Below are 24,718 nucleotides of genomic sequence, written 5' to 3' on the forward strand. Positions count from 1 at the left end.
AGTGGTCAGGGCCGCTCGCCCTTGGGGGTCAGCACGTGCCATTCGCCGCCGAACTGCTTGACGGCGTCGCCGGTGACCTGCCCGGGTTCGGTGTCCTTGACGTGGAAGTACAGGGGGCGGCCGGCGTAGGTCACCTGGGTGGTGTCGTCGGTGCGCTCGGCGGTGCCGAGCAGGTCCGACGTGGCGCCCTTGCCGGGTTCGGGCGCGCCCTGGGTGAGGTACGGCGTCCAGGTCGCGGCGCACTCGTCGTAGCAGCTTGGGACGCCGTCCTCCTCCTTGGTGAAGTAGTAGAGGGTGCGGCCGTCGGCGTCGACCAAAATTCGGCCCAGCGAGGAGTCGGCCGCCTTGACGGGGGCGTGGGCGACGGGCTGGGGCGCTTCGTCCCCCGTGTACGGCTGCGCCTTGTCGGCGGCGGCCTTGGGGGTCGACGTGGCCGCCGTCTCCGTCGGCGGCGACCAGCCGTCCGTGGCGGTGCCCGGTCCGCCGGTGCAGGCGGCCGTGAACGCGGCCGTGGTGAGGAGCGCGCCCGTCCGGGCCAGGAATCGTCGCATCATGCCCCTTTCCCCCGCACGGGCCCGCGTTTTGCCCGCGCCATGGCGACATGTCCGCGTCGCACGCCTCAACGAGAACAACTTCGCGGAACATACCAGACAAGTCGTTACACGTGAGGCATGCCGCCGCCGAAAGAGATCGCGGTACCTCATGCGCCTTCGGCCATGGGCGGCCCTCGTTCCGGCAGGCCCGTCTCCGACCGTGACCATTTCGCCGCAGCGTGCGGCCCCAAGAGCGGCCGAGATTCATTGCCAGGAGTTCACGATCGGAGGCATGCCGCCCACAAGGGGCCCCCATAAATGAATATTTCACATCCCTTTCATAACACCGACCGCGAATGATCAATATCTAAGCAGTTCAAGGCGCAGGCGACACCGTTCAGACATGGCGAATCAAAACCCAATGATAGCCTTCACCACAAATCAATCATCTGAACGGTATTATTCATGTCTCACCTCCGACGATTAATCGATTCGTCTTTCTCCCGGAAACGCGGATCGGGCGTCATGCCGCCCGCCGGATCTCCGCGCATACCCCGTACACACCCGACGAGAATCCTGACGGCCGGCGCCGTCCTGTCCGCTCTCCTGATCGCACCGGGGCTCGGTCCGGGCACATCCGTGCCCGATTCTCCGCCGCCCGTCCCCAGCCCTTCGGTTCCCGCGGTCACCCCGCGGCCGGCCACCGGTGCGGAGCCGCTCGGGTCGCAACGCGGCGAACCCATTCCCAACAGCTACCTGAGTCGTCCGCAGTGCTCCGGCCTTCAGGCCGGGGGTGAAGCGGACCGTCCCGCGTAGCGGGGCAGGGAAAGACGAATCGCCATCAAGGCGGTTCGTCGTGCGCCTCGTCGGCGGCGAGCGCGATCTCGAGCAGGTGCACGATCTGAGAGTTCAGGGATCTTCGTTCGGTCTCGGCGCGGGCGGCCACCCGGGTGTGGACGTCATCGGGGAGCCGGAGCGTAATCCGAATCATGACACCATCGTAGTGTCACACCGGGTAAGATCGAACCGTGCAGCTCAGGTACAACTTCCGCCTCTACCCGACCCCTGGTCAGCGTCGCGCGCTGGCCAAGGCGTTCGGGTGCGCGCGGACGGTGTACAACGACGGGCTGCGCGCCCGGCAGGACGCCTACGAGCAAGGGCTGCCGTACATCTCCGATGGCGAGCTGTCCAAGCGGGTCATCACCGAGGCGAAGAAGGCCCCGGAGCGGGCCTGGCTGGGCGAGGTCTGCGCGGTGGTGCTCCAGCAGGCACTGGCCGACCTTAACACCGCCTACCGCAACTTCTTCGCCTCCCTGTCCGGCAAGCGCAAGGGCCCGGGCATCGCCCCGCCCCGGTTCCGGTCTCGCAAGGACAACCGGCAGGCGATCCGCTTCACCCGCAACGCCCGCTTCGCGGTCACGGCGGGCGGGAGGCTGCGCCTGCCGAAGATCGGCGACGTTACGGTGAAGTGGTCCCGCCGCCTGCCGTCCGAGCCGTCGAGCGTGACGGTGGTCAAGGACGCGGCCGGTCGGTACTTCGCCTCGTTCGTGGTCGAGGTCGCCGCCGAGTCGCTGCCGCGGACGGCCGCCGAGGTCGGGATCGACCTGGGGCTGACGCATTTCGCGGTGCTGTCGGACGGCCGGAAGATCGGCAACCCCCGGTTTCTGCGCCGCGCCGAACGGCGGTTGCGCAAGGCGCAGCAGGCCCTGTCCCGCAAGGCGAAGGGGTCTGCGAACAGGAAGAAGGCCACCGTCAAGGTCGCCCGCGCTCACGCGAGGGTGGCCGACGCGCGCCGGGACTTCGCGCACAAGCTCTCCACGGCGATCATCCGCGAGAACCAAGCGGTGATGGTGGAGGACCTGGCGGTCAAGGGCCTGGCCCGCACGAAACTGGCCAAGTCCGTGTACGACGCCGGATGGTCGGCGTTCGTGAACATGCTGGCCTACAAGGCCGCCCGGTACGGCCGGACCCTGGTGAGGATCGACCGCTGGTTCCCCAGTTCGAAGCTGTGCTCGGCGTGCGGGGCGGTCGCCGGGTCCATGCCGCTGAACGTCCGGTCATGGGCCTGCCCGTGCGGGGCGGTCCACGACCGGGACGTCAACGCCGCCAGGAACATCCTGGCCGCCGGACGGGCGGACAGGTTAAACGCCTGCGGAGGGACCGTAAGACCCGCCGCCTAGCGGAGGGCAGGACCCGGTGAAACAGGAAGCCACAGAAGTGCCGCACACGCGGCACAGGCTGGATCCCCGGCCTTCAGGCCGGGGAGCGCGTCAAAGCGCGAGTGGCCTGCCCGACGGCCTGTCGATCGACGCCGAGACCGGCATGATCTCGGGCACCGCCACCGCCACGGGCACGTCGAAGGTCGAGGTCACGGCCACCGGACCGAACGGCCACACGTCCTCGGCGACGTTCCGCTGGCAGATCGCCGACGGGCCGATCGTCGGTCTCGACGGCATCTGCGCCGACGGAGGCGATCCCACCAGCGCGTACGCATGCAACTTCACCCAGCCGCAGATGTGGACGATAAGGTCCGACGGACGTCTGGAGGTCATGCGGCAATGCGTGACCGTCGCCGGAGGCTCCCGGGTGGTGGGTGAGGAGTGCGGCGACTCGGCCGCACAGGTCTGGCAGCGCGAGCCCGACGGCACGCTGCGCAACACCGCCACGAATCTCTGCCTGACGGCCCCGCACTCGTCCCGGGGGACACCCCTCACCGTCACCCCCTGCACGGGATCGGACGACCAGGTGTGGCGACTGCCTCCCGCCTCCTCGGCGTCCCTGACCAACCCCGGCCGACAGGATCTGGCGCTCTTCTCGCACGTCGACATCGCGGCCGGCGCCACAACCGCGGGAAAGACGTCGCGCAAATACGCCGCGACCGGCCTGCCGTCCGGGCTGTCCATCGACGCCGACACCGGACGCATCAGCGGCCGGACCGACCGCGCCGGCAGCGGAGCGGCCATCGTCACCGCCTCCGACGCGTCCGGCGCCGCCGAGCGGATCACCTTCTCCTGGAGCGTCCACCACGGCAACATCAGAGGCGACATCAGAGGGGGTAACGGCGTCTGCGCCGAGGTTCGCGACGCCTCGATGGCCGAGAACACGCCGATCGTGGCCAGGAGCTGCTCCCACGCGGGCGAGCAGCTCTGGACGGTCCGCGCCGACGGCTCGCTCGAAGCCCTCGGAAAGTGCATGACGGCCGCGACGGACGCCGACGGCGACGACACGCCGATCGTGCTCCGGCTCTGCGGCGACGACGACAACCAGCGCTGGCGGCAGACGGACCACACGCTCCGCCACGTCCCCTCCGGCAAGTGCCTCACCAGGCCGTCGGACCCCGAGGCCGGACTCATCCTCGGCGCCTGCACCGCGGACGACGCCCAGCGTTGGAGCCTTCCGCCGACCGACGGGCGGGACCCTGGGGAGGAGGACCCGCCACAGGATGACGACCCACCAGGTGAGGAACCGCCACAGGATGACAACCCGCCAGATGAGAATCCGCCAGGTGAGGATCCGCCGGCCGAGGAGGAGGACCCCTTCCCCGGCTACGGCACCCCTGGCGGCATCACCCACCGCAGCGGTTCCTGGTGCGTGGACATCCCGCTGGGCGTCGTGGGGGTCTTCGACTGCAATCACACGCCGCCGCAAACCTGGAGGGTCAACGCCGGTGGCAGGGTGCTCAACCAGGAGACGAAAGAGTGCATGACGCCACAGGACGGCAGGAGGGCCGCCGGCACCCCCGTCGTCCTCGCCCCCTGCTCCGACGACGACGCGGCGCAGGAATGGCGGCAACAGGCCAACGGCACCATCCGCAACGTCGCGTCAGGTCGCTGCCTGAGCACCCGGGAACTCACCCACGGGTCGCCGATGGTCCTGGCCGACTGCGCCGCCAACGCCTTCCAGCTGTGGAAACTGCCGGCGTCGTAGACGACGCGACCGCATGACGCCGACGGCGGCCGCGGCAGCCCGTGCCGTCGGCCGCGGGCGGTCAGGGGCGGCGCTCCGCGGGAGCGCCGCCTCGGCCTCGGCTCGCCGGATCGTCCACGGCGTCCGCCAGCCAGCCCATCCCCTCCTTGCCCGACACCACGGAGGCGGCCAGCGTGCCCACCTCGGCGATGGAGATGACGATCCCGTCGCCGGCGCGCAGCGTGAACGGCAGGTCCGGCACGAGGCACGTGCCGGTGGCGAGCACGGCGCCGTCGGGGAACGCATCCTCGCGGAAAAGATAGGCGACCAGATCGTCCAGCTTCCGGTGCAGTTGCCCCGTACTCGCCGTACCGGTCCATTCGACCGCGCCGCCCCGGTTGATCGTCAGCTCGATGGCAAGGTCGTAGGGGTCGGCCACCTCCCATGCGGGCCGTACGGCGGGGCCGACGCCGCAGCCGCCCAGATAGATCTTGGCCTGGGGCAGGTAGAGCGGGTTCTCCCCCTCGATGGTGCGCGAGCTCATGTCGTTCACCACCGTGTAGCCGACGACCTCGGCGTGCCGGTTGAGCACCAGGCCCAGCTCCGGCTCGGGCACGTCCACCTGCGAGTCGGCCCGGATCGACACCGACTCGCCATGGCCCGTCACCCGCCACGCCGCCGACTTGAAGAACAACTCGGGCCGCTCGGCGTCGTACACCAGCTCGTACACGTCGGCCGCCTGCTCGCTTTCGAGCACCCGCGCCTCCCGCGACCGCTCGTACGTCACGCCGCAGGCCCACACCTCCATGCGCCCGTCCACGGGCGGCAGCAGCCGTACCTGCGCGGACTCGTGGCGGGGGCCGTCCGCCGCCGCGCACCGCTCGCGCACCTCGGCGAGCGGCAGCCGCAGCAGCTCGCCCACCGTGGACAACCCGCCGAACTCGGTGATGGTGTCGCCGTCATCGACGCCGATCGCGCTCTGGCCGGTCGCCGGGCTGATGAAACGCACGATGCGCACGCCTGCTCCTTGGGGTCGCCGCACCTCGCCGGTGCGGTGTGCGGAACGGGATGGGACGGTGGAGCGCAGCTTCGAGTATGCCGCCCGGCACGCCGCGCCGAAGCGGCGGGTTGGTGCCCGTTCGCCGCCCAAGTCCCTGTCGGGTTCACGGCGTAACGATGTCCAATCGGGGTCCAATCGGGGTCCAAGCGGGGTCCAAGCGGGGTGCGGCAGGCTCGGCGGCGGCGCATACCGGGATAACCGTTCCGCGGCGGTTGCCGACCGCCGGTCACCGGCGTGGCCGATCCCTGATCAGGCGGCGACGACCTGCTCGTCGCGGCGTCGGCGACCGGCGGGGAAGAGCGCCTCGACCGCGCTGAGGGCCCAGCGCATGCGGCGGGCGGCGAGTTCGGGGTGCTCCCCGTACGCGGCGGCGACCTCGGCCGCGCAGCCGCGGGTGCCGCCGTGGGCGCGGACGGTCGTCCTGATCGCCTCGGCCGCCTCGGCGGCGGTGGGCCGGTGGGTCGCGGACAGGTGGCTGGCGAAAAGAGCCTCGGCTCGGGCGGCGAGCAGGCAGTCTCTCCTTGTCATGGCCGTGCCTCGTTCCCTGCTGTCGGGTGGTGCGTGGTGCGTTAGGTCCACCTTCGCGCCGCCGTTTCACACGAACCATGTCAATGTCCGCAGTCGGTAATAACGCACAGAAGACAGGCCGTACGCGGCTACCGCCGGTAAACCTTGCGCGCACAGTGAGCGCAAACCCTGCGGGCCGAGGTGAGCTGTGGTAGGGATGGCCGGGTGACGCCTCTGCAGACACTGCCGAAGACCCGCGACGGGGCCGGGGACGCGGGTGGCCTCCGGGGCATGCGCCGTCCGGCGGTGGCCGCCGCGCTCGCCCTCGCCGTACTGATCGCCGGCGGGTGCTCGGGCGGGGAGACGGCGGTGAGCTCGCAGGGAGCCGGGCAGGCCGGTGCGGCCGGCGGCGGGAACGATCGCACGTCCTCCGAGGCGGCGAGCCCGAGTGCGGACGGCGCGGATACGTCCGGCGGGGCCGGTCGGGTGCGAAAGGGGCGCGGCGGCGCGACCGGCTCGGGGAGCGCCGCGAGTGCCGGGGCCACCGCGACGGGCCTGGCGAAGCGTCCTCGGATTCCCCGGGGGGTGACGCCCGGCTACATGGTGTTCGACACCGCGGCCGGCAAGGTGACCACGCAATACCGGGCCCACGCGAGGTATCGGTCGGCCTCCGTCGTCAAGATCCTCATCGCCTTGGACTACCTGCAGTCACGTCCCCGAGGGTCCGCCATCCCCAAAAGCGACCTCGCGCTGCTCCAGCCGATGCTGCGGTCCAGCCACGACAACGCGGCCACCGCGCTGTGGCGGCGAGGCGGCCAGACGGCGATCATCAAGCGCATGGTGCGACGGCTGAAGCTGACCGACAGCGGGCCGCCGCCCGCCGACAAGCCGGGCTTCTGGGGATATACGGCGATCAGCGCGGCGGACATCGTCAAGGTCTACCGCTATCTGCTGGACCGCGCCGAGCCCGCACACCGCGACTTCATCCTCGGAAACCTCCGCAAAGCCACCCAATGCGGCGCCGACGGCTTCGACCAGTACTTCGGCATCCCCCGAGCCGTACCCAAGCCCTGGGCCATCAAGCAGGGATGGTCCGGCTACGGCTCGGTGCCACCGGTCCGTTGCGTCAAGGTACGGGCGAACAGCATGCCTCCCCTGCGCGCCGGAAGCGACGGCGCGGCCACGGCACGGAACGCGTCCGCGTCATCCCCGTCGTCCGCAGGAGTGCCGGGGGTCGATTTCACCCGCCCCGTGCTGCACACCACCGGCCTCGTCGGTACGGGCGACCGCTTCATCATCGTCCTGCTGACCTCCCAACCGGCGGGCGCCACGTGGCAGAGCTCGGTGTCCCGGATGACCACGCTCACCAAGGGCGTCTATCGCGCGGGTGGCGGCAGGTAGCGGACCGGGCAGGGTCGTGTCGGGACGCGACGAGACCGCCCACGACCGTCGAGGAGGCATCGGCCAAAGCGGGCGGGCCCTCGCCGAGGTCGCCGCGGTGTTCCTCAAGCTGGGTGTGATCGGCTTCGGCTGACCGTTTCAAAGGTCGTACGGCTGTCGCAGAATCCCGGCCCGCATGATTGCTGCCGAGCGTATTTGCCATGACACTTACGGACATGTCGTGGTTTGGACGCTCTGCAGCGGATATCGCCAAGGCCGTACGCACGGGAAAGACCACGGCGATGGCCGTGATCGACGAACACCTCGCCGTGATCGCCGCACGGAACGACACAATCGGAGCGTTCCGAAGGATCCGGGCAGAGGAGGCCGCGGCGGAGGCGCAAGCCGTACAGAAGCGGCCCGACCTGGCGAATCTGCCGCTCGCCGGGGTCCCCGTGGCGATCAAGGACAACATCGCGATCGCCGGGGAGGCGGCGAGGAACGGCTCCGGCGCGACGAGCGACGCACCCGCCGAGGCGGATCACCCGGTGGTCGCCCGGCTACGGGAGGCGGGCGCGGTGGTCGTCGGCATCACCAACGTGCCCGAGTTCTGCCTGGCGGGGGCCACCGACAACCCGTACGGCATCGCCCGCAACCCCCGCGATCTCAGCCGCACCCCGGGCGGCTCGTCCGGCGGCAGCGCGGCGGCGGTCGCGGCCGGGATGGTGCCGCTCGCGCACGGCACCGACGGGCTGGGCTCGCTGCGCATCCCGGCGGCCGCCTGCGGAGTCACGGCCATCAAGCCCGGCCCCGACCTGGTGCCACCCGTGGAGAACACCTGGTTCGGCCTCACGGAGAGCGGGCCGATCGCCGCCACCGTCGCCGACCTCGCCCTCGGCCTGAGCGTCATGACGGGCCGCGAGTACCGCGTCGGCGGCTTGGACGCCCCCGACGATCTGCGCATCGCCGTCGCCCCGCAGCCGCTGCCGGTCGGCTTCCGCATGGACCCCGAGTTCCGCGCCGCCGCCGTCGAGGCCGCGGAGACCCTCCGCACCGCCGGTCACACCGTGGTCGAGCACGCCAAGCGCTACCCCGTCGTCCTCGGCCTGGCCACCATCGCCACCTGGTACGCCGCCGCCGCCAGCGAGGCACGCGGCTTCGACCCGCACCGCCTGGAGCCCCGCACCCGCGCCCTGGCCCGCGCCGGCCGCCTGCTCACCGCACTGCGCCTGGACGGCACCCAGACCAGGGAACGTTGGCGCGCCTACGGCGCCGACCAGTGGTTCGGCGACGTGGACGTCCTCGTCACCCCGACCGTGGCCACGGTCCCGCCCCGCGCCGACCGATCGGGACGCCACGGCCTGCTCCGCACGACGCTCCGCAATGTCACCTTCGCCCCCGCGACGGGCGAGTGGAACCTGGCGGGCTGGCCCGCCCTGTCGGTGCCCTTCGGCACCCACTCCAGCGGCATGCCCATCGGCGTCCAGCTCATCGCCCCGCCCGGCGGCGAATCCCACCTGCTCAACCTCGCCGCCCAGCTCGAATCCGCCCGCCCCTGGAAACGGCACGCCTCCATCGAGTAGACATCCGTTCCCGGTCGCTCACCTTCTGACAGGCAGCGCATCGCGTGGTGCTTTACATGCTGACGACGAGTTTTCCTCTTGTGTGTTCGCGGACGAAGTCCACACATGCCTGCGCGCCCTGGTCGAGGGTGTAGCGACGGCTGATCACGGCCCGCAGCCGGCCGTCGGCCGCGAACTCGCCGACCTCCCGCATTCCGCCGTACGTGCCGTCGAGGTCGAGCACGAACCGCGACTCCACGTCGTCGCGGCCGATCTGCTCCTGGGACGGCGGCGGATAGACGATGGTGAACAGCCGCCCGCCGGAACGCAGCGCCCTGGTCAGGCCGGTCAGCCGGTCGCCGGGCAGAGTCAGGTTGAACGCGACGTCAACGCCACTGGGATAACCCGCTTCGTCGTACCCGATGATCTCGTGGGCCCCGAGATCGCGCAGGATGTCGGCGTCCGCGGCGGTGCCGGTCGCGATCACCCGCGCTCCGGCCGCCGCGATCAGGGGGATCACCGCCGTGCCCACGCCGCCGCTCGCGCCGACGACCAGTACGGTCTCGTCCGGCTTCAGCGGGGCCACGCCCATCAGGGCCAGCGCGGTCAGGCCGACGGTCGGCAGCGCCGCCGCCTCCTCGGGCGGCACCGACGGGGGCCGGTGCGCGATCATCGGGGTGTCGGCCTCGAACACCGCGTACTCGGCCAGCGACCCGGTGCTGAGCGACGGCCGCGTCGGGCTGGCCATCGCGCGCAGGACCCTGGGCACGGCCTGGCCGAAGATCTCGTCCCCCACCTGGAAGGCGGTCACCCCCGGCCCGACCTCGGTCACGGTGCCGGCGAAGTCGTTGCCGGGCACGTGCGGGAACGCCAGCGGCGCCTGCTCGTGATACACGCCGCTGGGCAGGGCGATGTCGGTCGGGTTGATCGCGGCGGCGGCGATCCGGACCTGCATCTGCCCGGGCCCCGGTCGCGGCATGGGAACGTCCGCCACCACGAACTCCTCCGGCGGGCCATAGCCGTTCACGACGACCGCTTTCATGTACGCCTCCATAAACGGACCAGTTGGTCACCTTACGGCCCGACCGTAGCCGTAAACGGACCGTGCGGTCAAGTTGTAGTCTGGCCGGGTGACCTCGCACCGCCCCCTCCGCGCCGACGCCGCACGGAACCGGGAACTGCTGCTCGCCGCCGCGGCCGAGGAGTTCGCCGAGCGAGGGCTGGACGCGTCCGTCGCCGACATCGCCCGCCGCGCCGGAGTCGGCAAGGGAACGGTCTTCCGCCACTTCCCCACCAAGGACGACCTACTCGCCGCGATCGTCCACGACCGGATCACGCGGCTCATCGAGGCCGCCGAGCGCCTGCTGGAGGCCGCGGACGCGGGCGCGGCGCTACTGGAATTCCTCGACCTGGCGGCCCGCCAGCAGCAGGAATTCGACCAGTCGTTTCTGCAGAGGTCCGAGCGCCTCACACCCGAGATGACCCGGCTCCGGGAGCGCCTGTTCCAGGTCATCAACGCGCTCGCCGACCGGGCCCGCGACCATAAGGCGATACGGCCCGACGTCACCGGCGAGGACGTCATCCTCCTGATGTGCGTGCCGAACCACGTGGTCGGCTACGTACCGAACCCCCCGCCCGACCTGTGGCGACGCTACCTCGCGATCATCTTCGACGGCCTGCGCCCCGAAGGCGCCCACCCACTGCCACATCCGCCGCCGAAGACGCTCTGACCGAATCCGCCTCGCACGATCCCGATCCCGCCAATGTCGGCAGGCGTACGGACCCGGCATCCGGGCGCACGCGGGGGCGGTCCCGCGCCCGTCATCAGTCGCCCGGAACCGCCGCATCCGTGCAAGCACCGCGTGCTGAGGGCCGGCATCGAGGCGTGCCGACGGCGACAACGACCCGCGCGCCCGCGTAGGCCCAGGCGATGGCCGCAGGCTCTTGCGTACGTGCCTGGCGTGCGGTTAACCTGCGATCCGCGTTACATAGAACGAAACGTAACGACGGTGGCGCCGGCGCCGCTCGCCGGGCCGAGATCGCGCCCTGCTTGGCGGCTGCCGCGCGGGGACGTACGAGGGAGACGATGGCTCGATGAGCACCACGACAATCAATGGCGACGTCATCCACTACGACATCGTGGGCGAGGACGGTGCTCCGGCCATCCTCTGGGGGCATGGCTTCATGATGGCGTCGCACCTGTACGCCGAGCTGGCCGCCCTCCTGCCGGAATACCGGCACATCATCCCCGATCTTCGCGGTCACGGCGGCTCGGCCAAGGCCGAAACCGAACCGACGTTGCGCAGGATGGCCGACGATCTGTGGGAGCTGGCGACCCGACTGGGGCTGCGCGAATTCGGTTACGTCGGCCATTCCATGGGCAATGCCGTGGGCGTCCGGCTGGCGGCACGGCACCCGGACGCGGTTCGCGCGGGCGTCAGCATCGCCGGCATTCCCGTGACCGGAAAACTCGAGGAGACCCGGGAGGACGTCGCCACGCTCGTGGATGTCGCCGGCGACGGCGACGCCATCGCCCAGGTGCTCGCGGGGCTCTTCGTCCACGAGGCGCCCGATTCCCCGCTCGTCGCGGCGTGCGGGAAATCGGGGAGCCTGGTGCCACGAGAGGTCGTCTCGCATATCACGTCGACCGAGTTCTATCTGAACGAGTCCGCCGAACTGCTGCCCAACCTCACGCAGCCGTGGCTGTTCCTGGTGCCCGCCGAGGACGCCACCGAACCGGAGCACTATCAGATCTCGCAGGCGGCCCTTCTGCCCGGCTCCACCGTGGTCCGGCTCCCGGGAGAGGGACACATGGTGCCGCAGGAGAACCCGGCGGCCCTGGCGGCCCCGATCCGCGACTTCTTCGGCGCCGTGGACGGTCTGCGGCCGTAGCGCCGTGCCGAGCGCGCGCGGACCGCGAGTGGCCGGCGGCGCTACGGGCTCATCCCCGATCTCCTCGTGCGGCCGTCGACCACGACGGTACGTCGACGGCCGCGAGGGTTCTCACACCGTCGGCCCACCGGCGACGTAGAGCACCTGACCGGACACGAACCCGGCGCCTTCGCTCACGAAGAACGCCACAGCGTGCGCGATATCGGCGGGCAGACCGGTGCGAGCCACCGGAATCCGGGCCACCGTGTCCTTTTTGAGCTGTTCGAACGACACACCGATGCGCTCCGCGGTGGCGGCGGTCATGTCCGTCTCGATGAACCCCGGGGCGACCGCGTTCACCGTGACGCCGAACTTGCCCAGCTCGATCGCCAGCGTCTTGGTGAAGCCCTGCAGCCCGGCCTTGGCCGCCGCGTAGTTGGCCTGACCGCGGTTGCCCAGCGCCGAGGTGCTGGACAGGTTCACGATCCGGCCCCAGCCCGCCTTGACCATGTACCCCTGCACGGCGCGCGCCATCAGGAACGAGCCCCGCAGGTGCACGTTCATCACCGCGTCCCAGTCGTCGGCGGTCATCTTGAACAGCAGGTTGTCCCGGATGATCCCGGCGTTGTTCACCAGCACGGTCGGCTCACCGAGCTCGCCGGCGATCCGCTCGACCGCGGCCCGTACGGCGGGCTCGTCGCCCACGTCGACGCCCACGGCGAGCGCGCGGCCACCCGCGTTCTCGATCTCCTCGACGACCGGCTTGCCGGCGGCCTCGTCCAGGTCGGCGACGGCCACGGCGAAGCCGTCGGCGGCCAGCCGCTTGGCGACGGCCGCGCCGATGCCACGGGCGGCTCCGGTGACGATGGCGGTACGGGTGATGGTCATGGGGGTGAGCTCCTCGAAGTCTTTCCGGTCGGGCCGAAGGAAACGCGTACGGTCATGACAACCGCTTCGGCACCATGGCCATGCCCTGGCCGCCGCCGACGCACATGGTCTCAAGCCCGAACTGCTTGTCGTGGTACCGCAGCGAGTTGATCAGCGTGCTGGTGATCCGCGCGCCGGTCATGCCGAGCGGGTGACCCACGGCGATCGCGCCGCCGTTGACGTTCAGCGACGTGGGCGACCTCGAGGATCTCGGCGATGGCGGCGCGTGGCGCCGAATCGGGGCGGTAGCCCCGGATGTCCCGGATGCTCTGGATCGGCCGCGCCGTCATCAGGGCGCGCAACCGGTCGAGGTCCGCTGCCCGCCGCGGGTCTCGGCGGCTCGTCCCATCGTCGCTCTCCTCGTCCGGTCGCCTCCGCCGGGTGACGTGGCGGCGACCGCTCGACATTAGTGCAAATCCTAATATGTAACATCCTGCCCGTCCAGGAGCGGGGGGTTCGACGGCAACCGCGGGTTTACGCCTCGGCAACAACCCGTTGACTCCCGAGGCCCGACAGCGTTACGTTCCCGGATTAGTAACACAAAATGCTGCGGGGGCTCACCTGATCCACCGGGGGGATGGCCTGTTGCCGTCCCTGCTCTCCCTAAGGAAATGTCATGACAAGACCACGTCGTCTGTGTCGTCTGTTCGGTCTCATGGCGGGTGCCGCGCTCCTCGCGGTCCTCGGTGGCTGCGGGTCCGGCGCGGCCGGACCCGCCGGCGGCGAGGCGGAGGCGTCCGCCGCCGTCAAGCGACTCGAACAGGAGCCCGTCGCGATCCCCATCACGACGCCGCTGCCGCGCAAGCCGGAGCCCGGCGGCACCATCGCCTTCCTGAAGTGCGAGGTCCCGCAGTGCACCCAGCAGGCCCAGGGATTCCAAACCGCCGCGAAGGCCGTCGGCTGGCGGGTGGTCGAGATCCCCTTCGTGACCACGGATCCGGCCTCGCTGGCCCCGGCGTTCCGGCAGGCGCTCGACCTCAAGCCGGCCGCCGTCGCGTTCGGCGGCATGCCGTACGAGCTCTGGTCGCGGTACCTGCCGGACTTCCAGCGCATCGGCGCGATTCTCGTGCCGAACTACGTCGGGCCGGTGCCACAGAGCGAGACCGTGCCGGTGATCGCGGCGGGGCCGGTGAACGACGAGGCGATGGCCAAGTCCATCGCCCGCTGGGTCGCCGACGACTCCGGCGGCAAGGCCCACGTCCTCGTCCAGAAGATCAGCGCGTACAAGGCCGTCGTGGGCTGGGCCGACGCGGTGAAACGCGAACTCGGCGGGATCTGCCCGGGATGCCGGGTCAGCGAGATCGAGAACTCCGCCACCCAGATCACGGGAGCGGGCGCCGCGCAGTCCATCGTCTCGGAGATCCGCCGCGATCCGACGATCGACTACGTCATCGGGTACAACGGCGCCTTCTTCGGCGGGCTGAACCAGGCGCTGGCGAACGCCCAGCTCAATGTCAAGGTCGGAGGCCTGTTCCCGCTCCCACAGAACGTCCACGACGTCATGAACGGATCGGGCGGCGCCTTCGTGGCGGTGAACAACCAGTACGCGGCCTGGTTCTCCGTCGACGCGGCCCTTCGCCACGCCCAGGGCGCCCCGCCGGTCTCACCGGCGGAGCAGGTCTTCCCGGAGAAGCTCGTGACCAAGGCCTCCGCCAAGGAGTCGGACGGCGACTTCGCCGGCCCGGCGGGCTTCGAAGAGCAGTTCCTGAAGCTGTGGAAGGTCCGCTGACGTGGCCGAAGCCGTGCTCCGCATCCGCGACGTCGCCAAGACATTCCCGGGAACGATGGCGCTCCGCGGCATTGATCTCGACCTGTACCGGGGCGAGGTGCACGCCCTCCTCGGCGCGAACGGCTGCGGAAAGTCCACCTTGGTCAAGATCCTCTCGGGCTACCAGGACGCCGATCCGGGCAGCGCGATCAGCGTCGCGGGCGCGCCGCTGCCGCCGGCGTCACCACGGGCCTCGTACGACGCCGGACTGCGGTTCGTCCACCAGGACCTCGCACTCGTCGACGACCTGTCGGTGGCCGACAACGTCCTGCTCACGAGCGGCTGGCCGACCCGGCTCAGGACGATCAGCCGCCGCCGCGCCCACGCGCGGGTGCGGGCGGCGCTCGACGAGCTCGGGGCGGACCTCGCACCGGAGGCGCCGGTACGCACGCTCTCCCCGGCCATGCGCACGATCGTGGCGATGGCGAGGGCGTTGCTGCGGGACCGAGGCGACGCCGACCCGATCACCGCCCTGGTCCTCGACGAGCCGACGGCCACCCTGCCCCGGCACGAGGTCGCCGTCCTCACGCGCGTCGTCCGCGAGGTCGCGCGCCGGGGGACGGCGGTCCTGGTCATCAGCCACCACCTGCAGGAGGCGCTCGACCTGGCCGACGTCGTGACGGTGCTGAGGGACGGCCGCAAGGTGCTCTCGGCCCCGTCGGCGGCGCTGACCCGGACCGACGTGATCACCGCGATGATGGGTGAGGACTACGAGGAGCGGCTGCGTGAACGGCCCGCCGTGTCCTCCGCCGACCCGCGCCTGGAGTGCGCGGGGCTGCACGGGACGTCCTTCGCCGACGTGACCTTCACGGTCCGAGCCGGCGAAGTGGTCGGGATCGCCGGGCTCGAAGGCTCCGGCCGCGATGACCTGCTTCCGACGATCTTCGGGGACCGTCCGCGCTACCACGGAACCATCGCCGTCGACGGCAGGCCGCTGCCGCCGGCGGGCCCCCAGGCCGCGATGGCCGCCGGGCTGGCGTACGTGCCGGCGGATCGCAACCGGCTCGCCGCGATACCCGAACTCACCGGCCGCGAGAACCTCACCGTGGCGGACCTCGCCGCATGCTCGCGATGGGGACGGGTGGACCGCGCCGGGGAACGGCGGTCCGCGCTCGACTGGTTCGACCGGGTGGGCGTCCGCCCGCCCGGAGCGATCGAGCAGCGCCTCGCGGACTTCAGCGGCGGAAACCAGCAGAAGATCGTGCTGGCCCGCTGCCTGCGGCGCCGGCCCCGCGTCCTGCTGCTCGACGAGCCGACCCAAGGAATCGACGTCGCGGCGCAGGCGGCCCTCCACTCGCTGCTGCTCGACGCCGCGCGGCGGGACGGCATCGGCATCGTCGTCAGCTCCTCCGACGAAGAGGAGCTGGCCGCGATCTGCCACCGCGTGCTGGTGCTGCGGCGCGGCCGGATCGCCGGCGAGTTGCGGGGATCCGCCATCACCCCGTCGGCGATTGCCGACCAATCGGCCCACGTCGTCCGCAAGGAGCCCGTATGAGCGACCGGATCCGCTTTCGCCTCCAGTTCGACCGGTTCGCCGGCCTGTATCTGTGGCTCGCCTTCATCGCGATATTCGGCGCGTGGAAACCGGATCTCTTCCTCACCACCGCCACCCTGCACAGCGTGGCGTCCGCCAACGCGGCGACCGCCCTGCTGGCCCTCGCCGTACTGATCCCGCTGTGCGCCGGCGCGTACGATCTGTCCGCCGGCGCCGCGATGAACCTGGCGACGGTGGTCGCGGTCTGGTTGCAGACCGAACGCGGCGTGCCCATGGTGCCCGCCGTCGTCGCCGCCGTACTCGTCGGCGTTTTGATCGGCCTGGTGAACGGCGTGGTGGTCGTGCGGTTCAAGGTGAACTCGTTCATCGCGACGCTCGGCATGTCCTCGGTGGCGCTCGCCGTACAAGCCATGATCGTCGGGGCCACTCAGCCGGTGCCGCCGAACTCGCCCGCCTGGGTGCGGCTGACCACCACGACGGTCTTCGGCTTCCAGATCATCGTGGTCTACGTCCTCGTCATCGCCTTCGCCGTGTGGTGGCTGCTCAGCCGCATGACGGCGGGCCGGTACATCTACGCGGTCGGCGGGAACGCCGACGCCGCGCGGCTGGCCGGCGTCCACGTCGGACGGCACGTGCTGCTCGGCTTCGTGCTGTCCGGGCTGATCGCCGGCATCGGCGGGGTCCTGTACGGATCGCTGTACGGCCCCTCCCTGACCTACGGCCCGGCCCTGCTGCTTCCCGCGTTCGCCGCGGCCTTCCTCGGCTCGGTGCTGCTGCGCGGCACCTTCAACGCCTGGGGCACCGTGGCGGCCGTCTACATCCTCGCCACGGGGATCCAGGGGCTCCAGTTCGTCACCAGTGCCCAGTGGCTGGGTGATCTGTTCAACGGGGTCGTGCTCGTGGTCGCGGTGGCCTTCGCGAAGTGGCGGCAGTCGGTGGCCGGCGCCAAGCGCGCCCGGGCGAAAGCCGAGGAGCTGCGGCTCCAGGTCGACGCGGACGGCGTCGCCGCCGGCCATCGGACCTGACCACGGGCGGTCCGCGGCGACCGGACCTCAAGCGGGAGATCTCCTGACCGGCCGCCGCGTCAGGACAACAGGGCGCGGATGGCCGCGCCGACCTTTGTGGCGTCCGGCTCACCACCGGTGATCATGTCCACGTAGCAGAACGACTCGGCGATTCGCACGATCAGGTAGGCGAGGTCGTCGGTGGGCATGCCGGTGGTGTGCCCGGGCAGCTCTTCCTCGAGCAGTGCCGCGACGTAGGCGATGAAGTTGCGCTGCAGGTCGGTGCTGTGCGTGGTGACGATCCGAAGCGCGATCTCGCCCTCCTGCCGCAGGAAGGTCCGCATGAAATCCGACTCCAGCACCGTCGCGATGAAGCCCTCGACCGTGCCGGCGACCACGTCGATCCCCGAACCGCGGGCCCGTTTCCGGCTGGTCTTCAGCGCGTGGTGCGCGAACGTCCAGTTGACATCGCCAAGGAGGCGGTACCGGCTCCCGACCCAGCGGTTCAGCGTCATCCGGCTGACCCCGATCTCCCGGGCAAGCGCCCCCATCTCGACCCGTTGACCGGCGATGAACTGCTGACGGGCGAGCTGAATCGCTCGTGCCCGGCCGCGCTCTGCCGCGCTGCGGGCGGAGGCATCCGGCCGGGCGGAGGCATCCGGCCGGGCGGAGGCATCCGGCCGGGCGGGGGCGAGATCGGGCACAGGCAAAGCGTATCGGTCGGCGCAGGCTGCGCCGAATGACGCGGGGGCCCCACGATCCGCGCCCCCGCCGCCTGACTCACACGCCGCCGGTGAGCCCCTGCCCGTACCTCCAGGAGCGGTCCTGGACGCGCATGCCCTTCCCGGTTCTGAACGCTTTGAGAGCGAGTCGGCAATAGGAGGGTGAAATGTAAGCAGAGTCGAGGAAGGCCATGACGACAGATGCGGAACTGATCGGCAGATCGCTGGCCGGGGACAACGACGCCTTTATGGAGGTGATCTGCCGCCACGAGGACGCCGTCGGGGCCTACCTCGCGCGGCGAGTGGGGCGGGAGGCGGCCGAGGATCTCCTCGGCGAGGTGTGGGTGACGGCCTTCGAGTCCCGCAGGACCTATGACCGGGCGTACCCGGACGCGCGGCCGTGGCTGTACGGGGTGGCCCTCAACAGGCTGCGGCGCCACTGGCGGTCCCGGCCCGCCGAGGAGCTCGTCCCCGACGTGACGATCCTGGTCAGCGGCTGGGATCCCTGGCCGTCGGTGGACGTCCGCGTGGACACCCAGGCGGGCCTCCGGGCGGCCCTGCAGCGGCTCAAGCAGGAGGAACGGGACGTGCTCACCCTGGTCGCCTGGGAGGACCTGACCGTCGCCGACGCCGCGCGGGCGCTCCAGATCCCGGCCGGTACGGCACGCCGCCTGCTCCACCAGGCCCGTACGGCGCTGCGAACCGCGCCAGAGGTGGCCGCGCTACTGATCGAACTCAACGGTGTGAAGGAAGGCCGGTGACCGTGGACGAGCTTGACCTGCTGGGTCGGCTGAAGGATGCCCCGCCGCTGCGGCCCGAGGCGTACGAGCGGGCGCGCAGGACGCTGCGGGAGACGATGGCCGCGTCCGCGCAGGCGCGCCAGACCCCGCCGGAGCCTGAGGCGGCTCCGGTGCGACATGAAAGATTCACCCGGGCGCGCGACCGTCGCCTCGGCCTCCGCGTCAAGGTCGGCATCGTCGCCGGCCTCGGCATGCTAGCGGCGGCGACGGCCATCGTGCCGCAGCTCGTCTCGGGCCGTCCATCGACCGAGATTTCGATCGCCGCCCCTCCGGTCGTGACGAATCCCTCGACGGGTTCCCCGGCGTCCGTCCCCAAGGCCGCGAACGCCAAGGCGGTCCTGCTGGCCGCGGCGAAGGTCTCGTCGAAGGAGCCGCTCCCTGCTCGCGCCTACTGGTACTCACGGGTGCGCCGGCTTGACCTGGTCCCGGAGTTTCGCGGGCAGGCGGAGCAGTGGGATTCCGAGGTCCAGGCCGCGGTCAGAGAGTTCGAAGACAAGCGGCAGGACCCGAATGCCACCGCCGCCGAAATCGCGACCGCGAGAGCGCGCTTCGAAGCCAAGGTCAGAAAGGTGAAGTCCGAAAGCTATCTCTACTCGGCGGTAAAGGAGCAGACCGTCGAGGAGTGGCGGCCGCTGGGCGACGGAAACGACCTCAGGGTGTTCAACCAGGACTTCAAGTTCTACTTCGCGAGCGCGGACGACAAGGCGCGGTGGCAGCGGCGGGGTTCCCCGAAACTGTACGGGAGCGATCAGCCGCAGAGGGAAGAGGAGAAGCCGGCCGGCGGACCGGAAGCCTGGTGGAACCCGAGCCTGACCTGGTCGGACTACCCCAAGCTGCCAACCGACAAGGAGAAGCTCAAGGCCGAACTCATGAGCATGTACGAGCAGAGCGACCTGCAGAAGGACGGACGCGACCTCCGCTGGTACATGTGGCACACGGGCGTGCAACTGCTGACCTCGCCGATCACTCCGGGAACGCGGGCCGCGCTGTATCAGGTGCTGGCCGACTCCGACCTGGGGCTGAAGTCCCAGTCGAACGTCGTTGACGCGATGGGGCGTACGGGCACTTCGCTGGAGACGCAGGGGCACGTACTGGACAGCTTGAAGGGCGGAAAGGTCACCCACCGCCTGATCCTCGACGCCGATACGGGCAAGGTACTGCAGCTAGAGACCCTGGAGGAGGGCTTGCCGCTCCCCACGCAGCGACAGACCTTCGTGACCACCGGGTACGTCGACAAGCAGGGCAACCTGCCGCAGTGATGATCACGTTCTGAGCGCGGGGACCGCTCCGGGCTGGTGCCATCGCCACCCGCCCGGAGCGGTCCCCGTCCGGGCGATCGCGCCTCAGCGAACCTCCGGGGTTCCCAGCACTACCGGAGGTTCACCGCGAAACCGGCCCCAGAGCTTCGATGCCCACCTGCGGCATCGCACCCGGCGGCGATCACGCCCGGCCCGACCCCGACACCGGTGAAGTCGTCACCGCAGGCGTACGCAGGTCCTTGCGCGAGAGGCCGTCGTCGTGCCCGAGATCGTGGGAGAGGAGGCGGGCCGCGTCACGGCTGGGCGGAGCGCCGAACTCGCGGCGGTACTCCCGGCTGAACTGCGAAGGACTGTCGTACCCGACCCGATGGGCGACTCCGGTGACGTCGTTCGGGTGCGCGGCCAGCAGCAGCCGGGCTTCCTGCAGCCGGACCTGTTTCTGGAACTGAATAGGGCTCATCGCGGTCACCGCCTGAAAGTTGCGATAGAACGCCGAGACGCTCATACCGGACAGACGCGCGAGGTCTTCGACCCGGAACGGTTCGGCATAGTGCCGGCGAATCCACCGCGCCGCCCGCGCGATGTGACTGAGGCTGCTGTCGGCCAAACCGAGCTGGCGCACGGCGCCGCCCTGCTCGCCGGTGATCAGCCGCCAGAGGATCTCGCGCTTGATCAGCGGAGCCAGAACGGCCTGGTCGTGGGGCCGGTCGAGCAGGCGTACCAGGCGGGTCACGGCGTCGAGCAGGTCGGCGGTCATGCCGGCGACGGCGATGCCCGGCAGCGCACCTCCCCTGGGGCGGGGCAGGTCACCCGGGCGGGCCTGCAGCAGAAGCTCCGCGATGGCGGACGGTTCCAGGACGAGCGCGAGCCCCAGGGCGGGATGCTCCGGATCCGTCTCGATGAAGTGACCGGTGACCGGCAGGTCGACGGACGCTACGAGATAGTCGCCGGGACGGTACTCGAAGACGCGGTCACCGATCGCAAGGCGTTTGGCCCCCTGGGCGAGAATCGCCAGCACGGTGCCGGACATCGACGGCGACGGCGGACCCGACCGCTCGATCCTCGCGATGTACAGGCCGTCGATGGCGGTGGTCTCGTCTTGCCGCACGTGCCGGGCCAGCAAGGCGCGGAGCTCATCGAATCCCATGCCCTGATTCCAGCACACGAACCCGCTCATGTCTCCCCCACGAGAGAGGATCGTGCAAGAGACAGGGAGGTTCGTTCTACTGTTTCCCCATGCCAGGGCGGTGAGATGGGACCAACGAACTTCCCGGCCGGTCAGACGACGAAGGGCCGGCCGGGAGGAATCCGCATCTCCATCCGAGACAGGAGCGACCCATGACCGTCCGCTACGGATTCAACGCCACCCTGACCGCCAAGCCCGGCATGGGCGACCGGCTGGCCGCCCTGCTGCTGACCGGCCTGGACGAGGGCAGCCCCGCCGCGAGCGAGCACTGCCTCGTCTACCTCATCTGCCAGTCCGCGTCCAACCCCGACGTCATCCACGTCACCGAGGGCTGGAGCAGCGAGGAGGACCACCACCGCATCTTCGCCAGCGAGGCGGCGCAGTCCCTGGTGAAGCAGGTCCAGGAACTGGTGGCCGCGGAGTCGCCGTACACCGACTACGTGCCGATCGGCGGCAAGGCCGTCCTCTAACCCGCCCGCCGAAGCCTCCCCTTCCCCCTCGAAAGGAACCCAAGCCATGACCCTGGCACGTCCCGGCGTGGACCCCGAACTGAACGCGCTGCTCTCCGAGATGCCCCTCGTCACGCAGATCACCCCGGAACTCCTCGCGCAGTTCCGCCAGATCCCCTCGGCGCCGATCGACACCCTCCTGAAGGGCCGCGCGGCCACCCACCGCGACCTCACCATCCCCACCCCCGACGGCGCACAGATCCCGCTGTCGATCTTCACCTCGGCCATCGCCGCCCCGAACGCCCCCTGCGTCTACTGGATGCACGGCGGCGGCATGATCATGGGTGACCGTTTCTCACAGATCGACATCCCCCTGGAGTGGCTCGACGCGCTCGGCGCCACCGTGGTCACCGTCGACTACCGGCTGGCGCCGGAGAACGGCGGCAGCACCCCGGTCGAGGACTGCTACCAGGGCCTGCTGTGGGTCGCCGAGCACGCCGACGACCTCGGCATCGACCCCGCCCGCATCATCGTCGCGGGCGCCAGCGCGGGCGGCGGCCTCACCGCCGGCGTCACCCTGCTGGCCCGCGACCGCGGCACCCCGCCCATCGCCGCCCAAATCCTGATCTGCCCCATGCTCGACCACCGCAACATCACCGTCTCCAGCCGCCAGTACGCCGGCGAACCCGGCATTTGGACCCGCGAGACCAACGAGTTCGCCTGGCGCTCACTCCTCGGCGACCGCACCGACGACCAGATCCCCGCCTATATCTCCCCCGCCACGGCCGACGACCTGTCCGGCCTGCCCACCACGTACATCGACGCCGGCACCGCCGAGGTCTTCCGCGACGAGTCCGTCGACTACGCCACCCGCGTCTGGGCGGCGGGCGGCCAGGCCGAACTCCACGTGTGGGCCGGCGGCTTCCATGGCTTCGACGCCCTCTTCCCCGACGCCGCCCTCTCCACCGAGGCCCGCCGGACACGCACCGACTGGCTCACCCGAGTCCTAAGCTCCACACCCGCGTCCGCGCGTACCGGCGGCCGTCCCGCATGACCTGGGGTGGGCCGGGCCCCTCATGAGCGAAACGCCTCAGGGCTTTCGGCCCACGCCGCAAAACGCGTCGACTTCGTCGGGGACCTCCCACGGCGTCGCCTCCGGCCGCCAACGGGAGACCGACACGATGCCCGGTTCCAACAGTTGGAGCCCGTCGAAGAATCTCGCGAACTCCTGCGGAGTACGCAACCGGTACTGGTAGCCCGTCTGCTTCGCCGCCGCCGTGGCGGCCTCCGGATGGACCACGGCCGTGCCATCCTCGAAGACCAGGAACCTGCCCGACGGCAAGGCCCGCACGAACGTATCCATGATCGAGTAGGCCCGCGCGTCGTCAGCGACGGTGCCCATGACGCCCATGACGATCAGGGCGATGGGCCGGCTGAAATCCAGCGTCTCGGCCGCTGCCGTCAATATCGTCTCCGGTTGCCGCGCATCGGCCTGGATGTAAGCACACGCCCCAAGCGGATGGCTGGTCAGCAGCGCTTGAGCGTGCACGTAAACAAGGGGGTCATTGTCGACGTACACGATGCGTGACTCCGGAGCCACACGCTGGGCCATCTCGTGTGTATTGTCAACCGTCGGCAACCCGGTACCGACGTCCAGAAACTGCCTGATGCCCTCTTCCTTCGCGAGGAAAGTGACCGCGCGCCCCAGGAAATTCCTGGATCGCCGCGCGATGTCCACGATGGCCGGGTACCGCTCCCGCACCTGCTCGGCGGCCGCGCGATCCACCGGATAGTTGTCCTTACCACCCAGCAGATAGTTCCAGATACGGGCTTGGTGCGGCGTGGTGGTATCAAGGTTCAATGGCTGGGCACCAGAGTCATCAGGCACGACTACGCCCTCCCTTTGTAGGTACCGGTCGTTCGAGATTATCGGTACGCCCACCTGAAATGCCGTCAATGCCCAGAAAATGACTTATATGTAGGTACGCACCGGCCTATCCCGTTTGACTGCACGACCACTGTCCGCCAATGCCCCTCTACAGCAACCTCCCGGGTTTCCTGCAGCACCGGAGATTCACCGCAAGACACCGCCGCAGTAGCCCGCCGGAAGAACCATGACCTGCGACTCTACTCTCGGGTCCGCGCGGCGACCGGCGATGGAACCCGCGGGATGGCCGAGTTGGGGTCATGGCCCCCGAACGCCAACCCGATGACGAACCCCGCGGCCTCCTCTACCTGCCGGGCCCGATCCAGTCCCCCCAGTACGGCAGGCACCCCACCGACGTCCCGTACCAGCTCACCGACAACCTCCAGCGCGGCCGGATCGTCCCCGCACATCGCCACCGTCACCGCGGCCCCGTCACCGCCGCCCGACCCCGTCCACTGACCGGCGGGAAACAGATGAAAGGCCTTCACCACATGCGCCCCCGGCGCCAGCCTGGCGATCCGCCCCGCGAACGACTCGCCGGGCCCCGTGAGCAGCACCCCGACCCCATGCTCGACGGCGTTCGTCGGATCGATCAGCGGCACCCCCGCCAGCAGCCCTTCGTCAGCCCCCGCGCTCCGCAGCATCTCCTCAACGCCCTCCCACGACACCGCCAGCAGCACCGCGTCCCGCCCGGCGACCACCTCACGCGGCGAGGCCGCACGCACCCCCCGCCCCAGCCGCTCCGCGAGCCCCTGCGCCCGATCCGGCGACCGCCCGCCGACCACCACCTCATGTCCGGCCCGCGCCCAGCCCTCCCCCAGCGCCGCCGCCAGATTCCCCGTGCCCAGGATGCCGATCCGCATCGCAGCCCCTCTCCACGCGTTGACCTGTCCGACGGCCACGGTAGACAGGCCGTCACGCACCGATCGGTACGCATCGAACTGCGACAATGAACGACACGATGAGCGATTGCGAAGACCACGGATTCGTCGCCGACTGCCGCCTGCGCGCGGCCACCGACCTGTTCGCCCACACCTGGGACCCCGTCGTCCTGACCGCCCTTCGCAAGGGCCCCCGCCGCCGCCGCGAACTACGCGCCGCGATCGGCGGCATCAGCGACAAGGTCCTGACCGAGGCCTTACGCCGCCTCCTCGCCAACGGCCTGATCGACCGCCGCGCCCACGCCGAGGCCCCACCCCGCGTCGAATACCACCTGACTCCCCTGGGACAGAGCCTCATCGACGGCCCGATGGCAGCGCTCGGCCGCTGGACGATCGAACACGGCGACGAACTCCTCGACGCCCAGGAACGCGCGGCGCGAACCGCAACGGCCAACTGACCGAACCGCCGTGACCACCACGC

The 24,718-nt window shown here is 70.3% G+C and carries 24 protein-coding genes and 1 pseudogene; 14 read left to right on the forward strand and 11 right to left on the reverse strand.

The window, feature by feature from the left end; all coding sequences use genetic code 11:
• Positions 1-5 precede the first annotated feature (5 nt).
• Both AB0K60_RS29045 and AB0K60_RS29050 read right to left on the reverse strand, forming a co-directional pair.
• Entirely contained in the window at positions 6-554 is a 549-nt protein-coding gene (locus tag AB0K60_RS29045; protein WP_364061975.1) for a hypothetical protein, read from the reverse strand.
• Between the two features lie 820 nt (positions 555-1,374).
• Positions 1,375-1,524: an Arc family DNA-binding protein gene (locus AB0K60_RS29050; RefSeq protein WP_364061978.1), complete on the reverse strand. Its 150-nt coding sequence runs from the start codon at positions 1,522-1,524 to the stop codon at positions 1,375-1,377.
• A gap of 37 nt (positions 1,525-1,561) precedes the next feature.
• Here AB0K60_RS29050 and AB0K60_RS29055 point away from each other — a divergent pair, with 37 nt between their 5' ends.
• On the forward strand, positions 1,562-2,713 hold the full coding sequence (locus AB0K60_RS29055; protein ID WP_364061981.1) for a transposase: 1,152 nt from the start codon (positions 1,562-1,564) through the stop codon (positions 2,711-2,713).
• A gap of 37 nt (positions 2,714-2,750) precedes the next feature.
• On the forward strand, positions 2,751-4,460 hold the full coding sequence (locus tag AB0K60_RS29060) for a ricin-type beta-trefoil lectin domain protein (RefSeq protein ID WP_364061984.1): 1,710 nt from the start codon (positions 2,751-2,753) through the stop codon (positions 4,458-4,460).
• A 61-nt stretch (positions 4,461-4,521) separates the two neighbouring features.
• Here the strand turns inward: AB0K60_RS29060 and AB0K60_RS29065 are convergent, their stop codons facing one another.
• Positions 4,522-5,457 (reverse strand): fumarylacetoacetate hydrolase family protein, encoded by a 936-nt coding sequence (locus tag AB0K60_RS29065; protein WP_364061987.1) that lies wholly within the window; start codon positions 5,455-5,457, stop codon positions 4,522-4,524.
• A gap of 291 nt (positions 5,458-5,748) precedes the next feature.
• Complete coding sequence (locus tag AB0K60_RS29070) at positions 5,749-6,027, reverse strand: hypothetical protein (RefSeq protein WP_364061990.1); 279 nt, start codon at positions 6,025-6,027, stop codon at positions 5,749-5,751.
• 204 nt (positions 6,028-6,231) lie between these two features.
• Here AB0K60_RS29070 and AB0K60_RS29075 point away from each other — a divergent pair, with 204 nt between their 5' ends.
• Positions 6,232-7,407, forward strand: coding sequence for a hypothetical protein (locus tag AB0K60_RS29075; RefSeq protein ID WP_364061993.1), 1,176 nt, complete (start codon positions 6,232-6,234; stop codon positions 7,405-7,407).
• Between the two features lie 215 nt (positions 7,408-7,622).
• A complete protein-coding gene (locus AB0K60_RS29080; RefSeq protein WP_364061996.1) occupies positions 7,623-8,969 on the forward strand; it encodes an amidase family protein in 1,347 nt (448 codons plus the stop codon).
• A 52-nt stretch (positions 8,970-9,021) separates the two neighbouring features.
• Here AB0K60_RS29080 and AB0K60_RS29085 read toward each other — a convergent pair whose 3' ends face one another.
• Positions 9,022-9,990 (reverse strand): NADP-dependent oxidoreductase, encoded by a 969-nt coding sequence (locus AB0K60_RS29085; protein WP_364061999.1) that lies wholly within the window; start codon positions 9,988-9,990, stop codon positions 9,022-9,024.
• Positions 9,991-10,078: 88 nt separating this feature from the next.
• Between AB0K60_RS29085 and AB0K60_RS29090 the strand changes: the two genes are divergently transcribed.
• Together AB0K60_RS29090 and AB0K60_RS29095 are read left to right on the forward strand one after the other, a co-directional pair.
• Positions 10,079-10,678 (forward strand): helix-turn-helix domain-containing protein, encoded by a 600-nt coding sequence (locus AB0K60_RS29090; protein ID WP_364062002.1) that lies wholly within the window; start codon positions 10,079-10,081, stop codon positions 10,676-10,678.
• A gap of 409 nt (positions 10,679-11,087) precedes the next feature.
• On the forward strand, positions 11,088-11,840 hold the full coding sequence (locus AB0K60_RS29095; protein ID WP_364062005.1) for an alpha/beta hydrolase: 753 nt from the start codon (positions 11,088-11,090) through the stop codon (positions 11,838-11,840).
• A gap of 111 nt (positions 11,841-11,951) precedes the next feature.
• Here AB0K60_RS29095 and fabG read toward each other — a convergent pair whose 3' ends face one another.
• Entirely contained in the window at positions 11,952-12,707 is a 756-nt protein-coding gene (fabG, locus tag AB0K60_RS29100) for a 3-oxoacyl-ACP reductase FabG (RefSeq protein ID WP_364062008.1), read from the reverse strand.
• 52 nt (positions 12,708-12,759) lie between these two features.
• Positions 12,760-12,933: pseudogene (locus AB0K60_RS29105) on the reverse strand (acetyl-CoA C-acyltransferase); the annotation flags it as partial.
• Between the two features lie 429 nt (positions 12,934-13,362).
• Here AB0K60_RS29105 and AB0K60_RS29110 point away from each other — a divergent pair.
• Genes AB0K60_RS29110 through AB0K60_RS29120 form a run of 3 tightly spaced genes read left to right on the forward strand, consistent with a single transcriptional unit; the run spans position 13,363 to position 17,034 of the window.
• The gene (locus AB0K60_RS29110; protein WP_364062011.1) at positions 13,363-14,475 is read left to right on the forward strand and encodes a substrate-binding domain-containing protein; all 1,113 of its coding nucleotides are present in this window, start codon (positions 13,363-13,365) and stop codon (positions 14,473-14,475) included.
• Between the two features lies 1 nt (position 14,476).
• Complete coding sequence (locus AB0K60_RS29115; RefSeq protein ID WP_364062014.1) at positions 14,477-16,009, forward strand: sugar ABC transporter ATP-binding protein; 1,533 nt, start codon at positions 14,477-14,479, stop codon at positions 16,007-16,009.
• Positions 16,006-17,034 (forward strand): ABC transporter permease, encoded by a 1,029-nt coding sequence (locus AB0K60_RS29120; RefSeq protein ID WP_364062017.1) that lies wholly within the window; start codon positions 16,006-16,008, stop codon positions 17,032-17,034. The genes AB0K60_RS29115 and AB0K60_RS29120 overlap by 4 nt, the downstream gene beginning before the upstream one ends.
• A gap of 59 nt (positions 17,035-17,093) precedes the next feature.
• Here AB0K60_RS29120 and AB0K60_RS29125 read toward each other — a convergent pair whose 3' ends face one another.
• Positions 17,094-17,717, reverse strand: coding sequence for a QsdR family transcriptional regulator (locus tag AB0K60_RS29125; protein ID WP_364062020.1), 624 nt, complete (start codon positions 17,715-17,717; stop codon positions 17,094-17,096).
• A 209-nt stretch (positions 17,718-17,926) separates the two neighbouring features.
• On the opposite strand from AB0K60_RS29125, the gene AB0K60_RS29130 reads away from it, so the two are divergent.
• Positions 17,927-18,496: a sigma-70 family RNA polymerase sigma factor gene (locus tag AB0K60_RS29130; RefSeq protein WP_364062023.1), complete on the forward strand. Its 570-nt coding sequence runs from the start codon at positions 17,927-17,929 to the stop codon at positions 18,494-18,496.
• Positions 18,493-19,794 (forward strand): hypothetical protein, encoded by a 1,302-nt coding sequence (locus AB0K60_RS29135; RefSeq protein ID WP_364062026.1) that lies wholly within the window; start codon positions 18,493-18,495, stop codon positions 19,792-19,794. Before AB0K60_RS29130 ends, AB0K60_RS29135 begins: the two co-directional genes overlap by 4 nt.
• Positions 19,795-19,975: 181 nt before the next feature.
• On the opposite strand, the gene AB0K60_RS29140 is transcribed toward AB0K60_RS29135, so the two are convergent.
• Positions 19,976-20,941, reverse strand: a complete 966-nt coding sequence (locus AB0K60_RS29140; RefSeq protein WP_364062029.1) for an AraC family transcriptional regulator — start codon at positions 20,939-20,941, stop codon at positions 19,976-19,978.
• A 191-nt stretch (positions 20,942-21,132) separates the two neighbouring features.
• On the opposite strand from AB0K60_RS29140, the gene AB0K60_RS29145 reads away from it, so the two are divergent.
• Together AB0K60_RS29145 and AB0K60_RS29150 are read left to right on the forward strand one after the other, a co-directional pair.
• Positions 21,133-21,450: an antibiotic biosynthesis monooxygenase gene (locus AB0K60_RS29145; protein ID WP_364062031.1), complete on the forward strand. Its 318-nt coding sequence runs from the start codon at positions 21,133-21,135 to the stop codon at positions 21,448-21,450.
• Between the two features lie 46 nt (positions 21,451-21,496).
• Positions 21,497-22,483, forward strand: coding sequence for an alpha/beta hydrolase (locus tag AB0K60_RS29150; RefSeq protein WP_364062034.1), 987 nt, complete (start codon positions 21,497-21,499; stop codon positions 22,481-22,483).
• A 36-nt stretch (positions 22,484-22,519) separates the two neighbouring features.
• Here the strand turns inward: AB0K60_RS29150 and AB0K60_RS29155 are convergent, their stop codons facing one another.
• The gene (locus AB0K60_RS29155) at positions 22,520-23,317 is read right to left on the reverse strand and encodes an SAM-dependent methyltransferase (RefSeq protein ID WP_364062037.1); all 798 of its coding nucleotides are present in this window, start codon (positions 23,315-23,317) and stop codon (positions 22,520-22,522) included.
• 239 nt (positions 23,318-23,556) lie between these two features.
• Complete coding sequence (locus tag AB0K60_RS29160) at positions 23,557-24,219, reverse strand: NAD(P)-binding domain-containing protein (RefSeq protein WP_364062040.1); 663 nt, start codon at positions 24,217-24,219, stop codon at positions 23,557-23,559.
• 98 nt (positions 24,220-24,317) lie between these two features.
• Between AB0K60_RS29160 and AB0K60_RS29165 the strand changes: the two genes are divergently transcribed.
• On the forward strand, positions 24,318-24,695 hold the full coding sequence (locus AB0K60_RS29165; protein ID WP_364062043.1) for a helix-turn-helix domain-containing protein: 378 nt from the start codon (positions 24,318-24,320) through the stop codon (positions 24,693-24,695).
• Positions 24,696-24,718: the final 23 nt, after the last annotated feature.

Origin of the sequence: Thermopolyspora sp. NPDC052614 (genome assembly GCF_040678635.1) — a bacterium.
Taxonomy (GTDB): domain Bacteria; phylum Actinomycetota; class Actinomycetes; order Streptosporangiales; family Streptosporangiaceae; genus Thermopolyspora.

What these genes read in the sequence shown, in the direction of transcription:
- AB0K60_RS29045 (WP_364061975.1), bottom strand. Translation starts at nt 554, where the DNA reads ATGATGCGACGATTCCTGGCCCGGACGGGCGCGCTCCTCACCACGGCC.
- AB0K60_RS29050 (WP_364061978.1), bottom strand. Translation starts at nt 1,524, where the DNA reads ATGATTCGGATTACGCTCCGGCTCCCCGATGACGTCCACACCCGGGTG.
- AB0K60_RS29070 (WP_364061990.1), bottom strand. Translation starts at nt 6,027, where the DNA reads ATGACAAGGAGAGACTGCCTGCTCGCCGCCCGAGCCGAGGCTCTTTTC.
- AB0K60_RS29080 (WP_364061996.1), top strand. Translation starts at nt 7,623, where the DNA reads ATGTCGTGGTTTGGACGCTCTGCAGCGGATATCGCCAAGGCCGTACGC.
- AB0K60_RS29085 (WP_364061999.1), bottom strand. Translation starts at nt 9,990, where the DNA reads ATGAAAGCGGTCGTCGTGAACGGCTATGGCCCGCCGGAGGAGTTCGTG.
- fabG (WP_364062008.1), bottom strand. Translation starts at nt 12,707, where the DNA reads ATGACCATCACCCGTACCGCCATCGTCACCGGAGCCGCCCGTGGCATC.
- AB0K60_RS29110 (WP_364062011.1), top strand. Translation starts at nt 13,363, where the DNA reads ATGACAAGACCACGTCGTCTGTGTCGTCTGTTCGGTCTCATGGCGGGT.
- AB0K60_RS29120 (WP_364062017.1), top strand. Translation starts at nt 16,006, where the DNA reads ATGAGCGACCGGATCCGCTTTCGCCTCCAGTTCGACCGGTTCGCCGGC.
- AB0K60_RS29130 (WP_364062023.1), top strand. Translation starts at nt 17,927, where the DNA reads ATGACGACAGATGCGGAACTGATCGGCAGATCGCTGGCCGGGGACAAC.
- AB0K60_RS29140 (WP_364062029.1), bottom strand. Translation starts at nt 20,941, where the DNA reads ATGGGATTCGATGAGCTCCGCGCCTTGCTGGCCCGGCACGTGCGGCAA.
- AB0K60_RS29145 (WP_364062031.1), top strand. Translation starts at nt 21,133, where the DNA reads ATGACCGTCCGCTACGGATTCAACGCCACCCTGACCGCCAAGCCCGGC.
- AB0K60_RS29150 (WP_364062034.1), top strand. Translation starts at nt 21,497, where the DNA reads ATGACCCTGGCACGTCCCGGCGTGGACCCCGAACTGAACGCGCTGCTC.
- AB0K60_RS29160 (WP_364062040.1), bottom strand. Translation starts at nt 24,219, where the DNA reads ATGCGGATCGGCATCCTGGGCACGGGGAATCTGGCGGCGGCGCTGGGG.
- AB0K60_RS29165 (WP_364062043.1), top strand. Translation starts at nt 24,318, where the DNA reads ATGAGCGATTGCGAAGACCACGGATTCGTCGCCGACTGCCGCCTGCGC.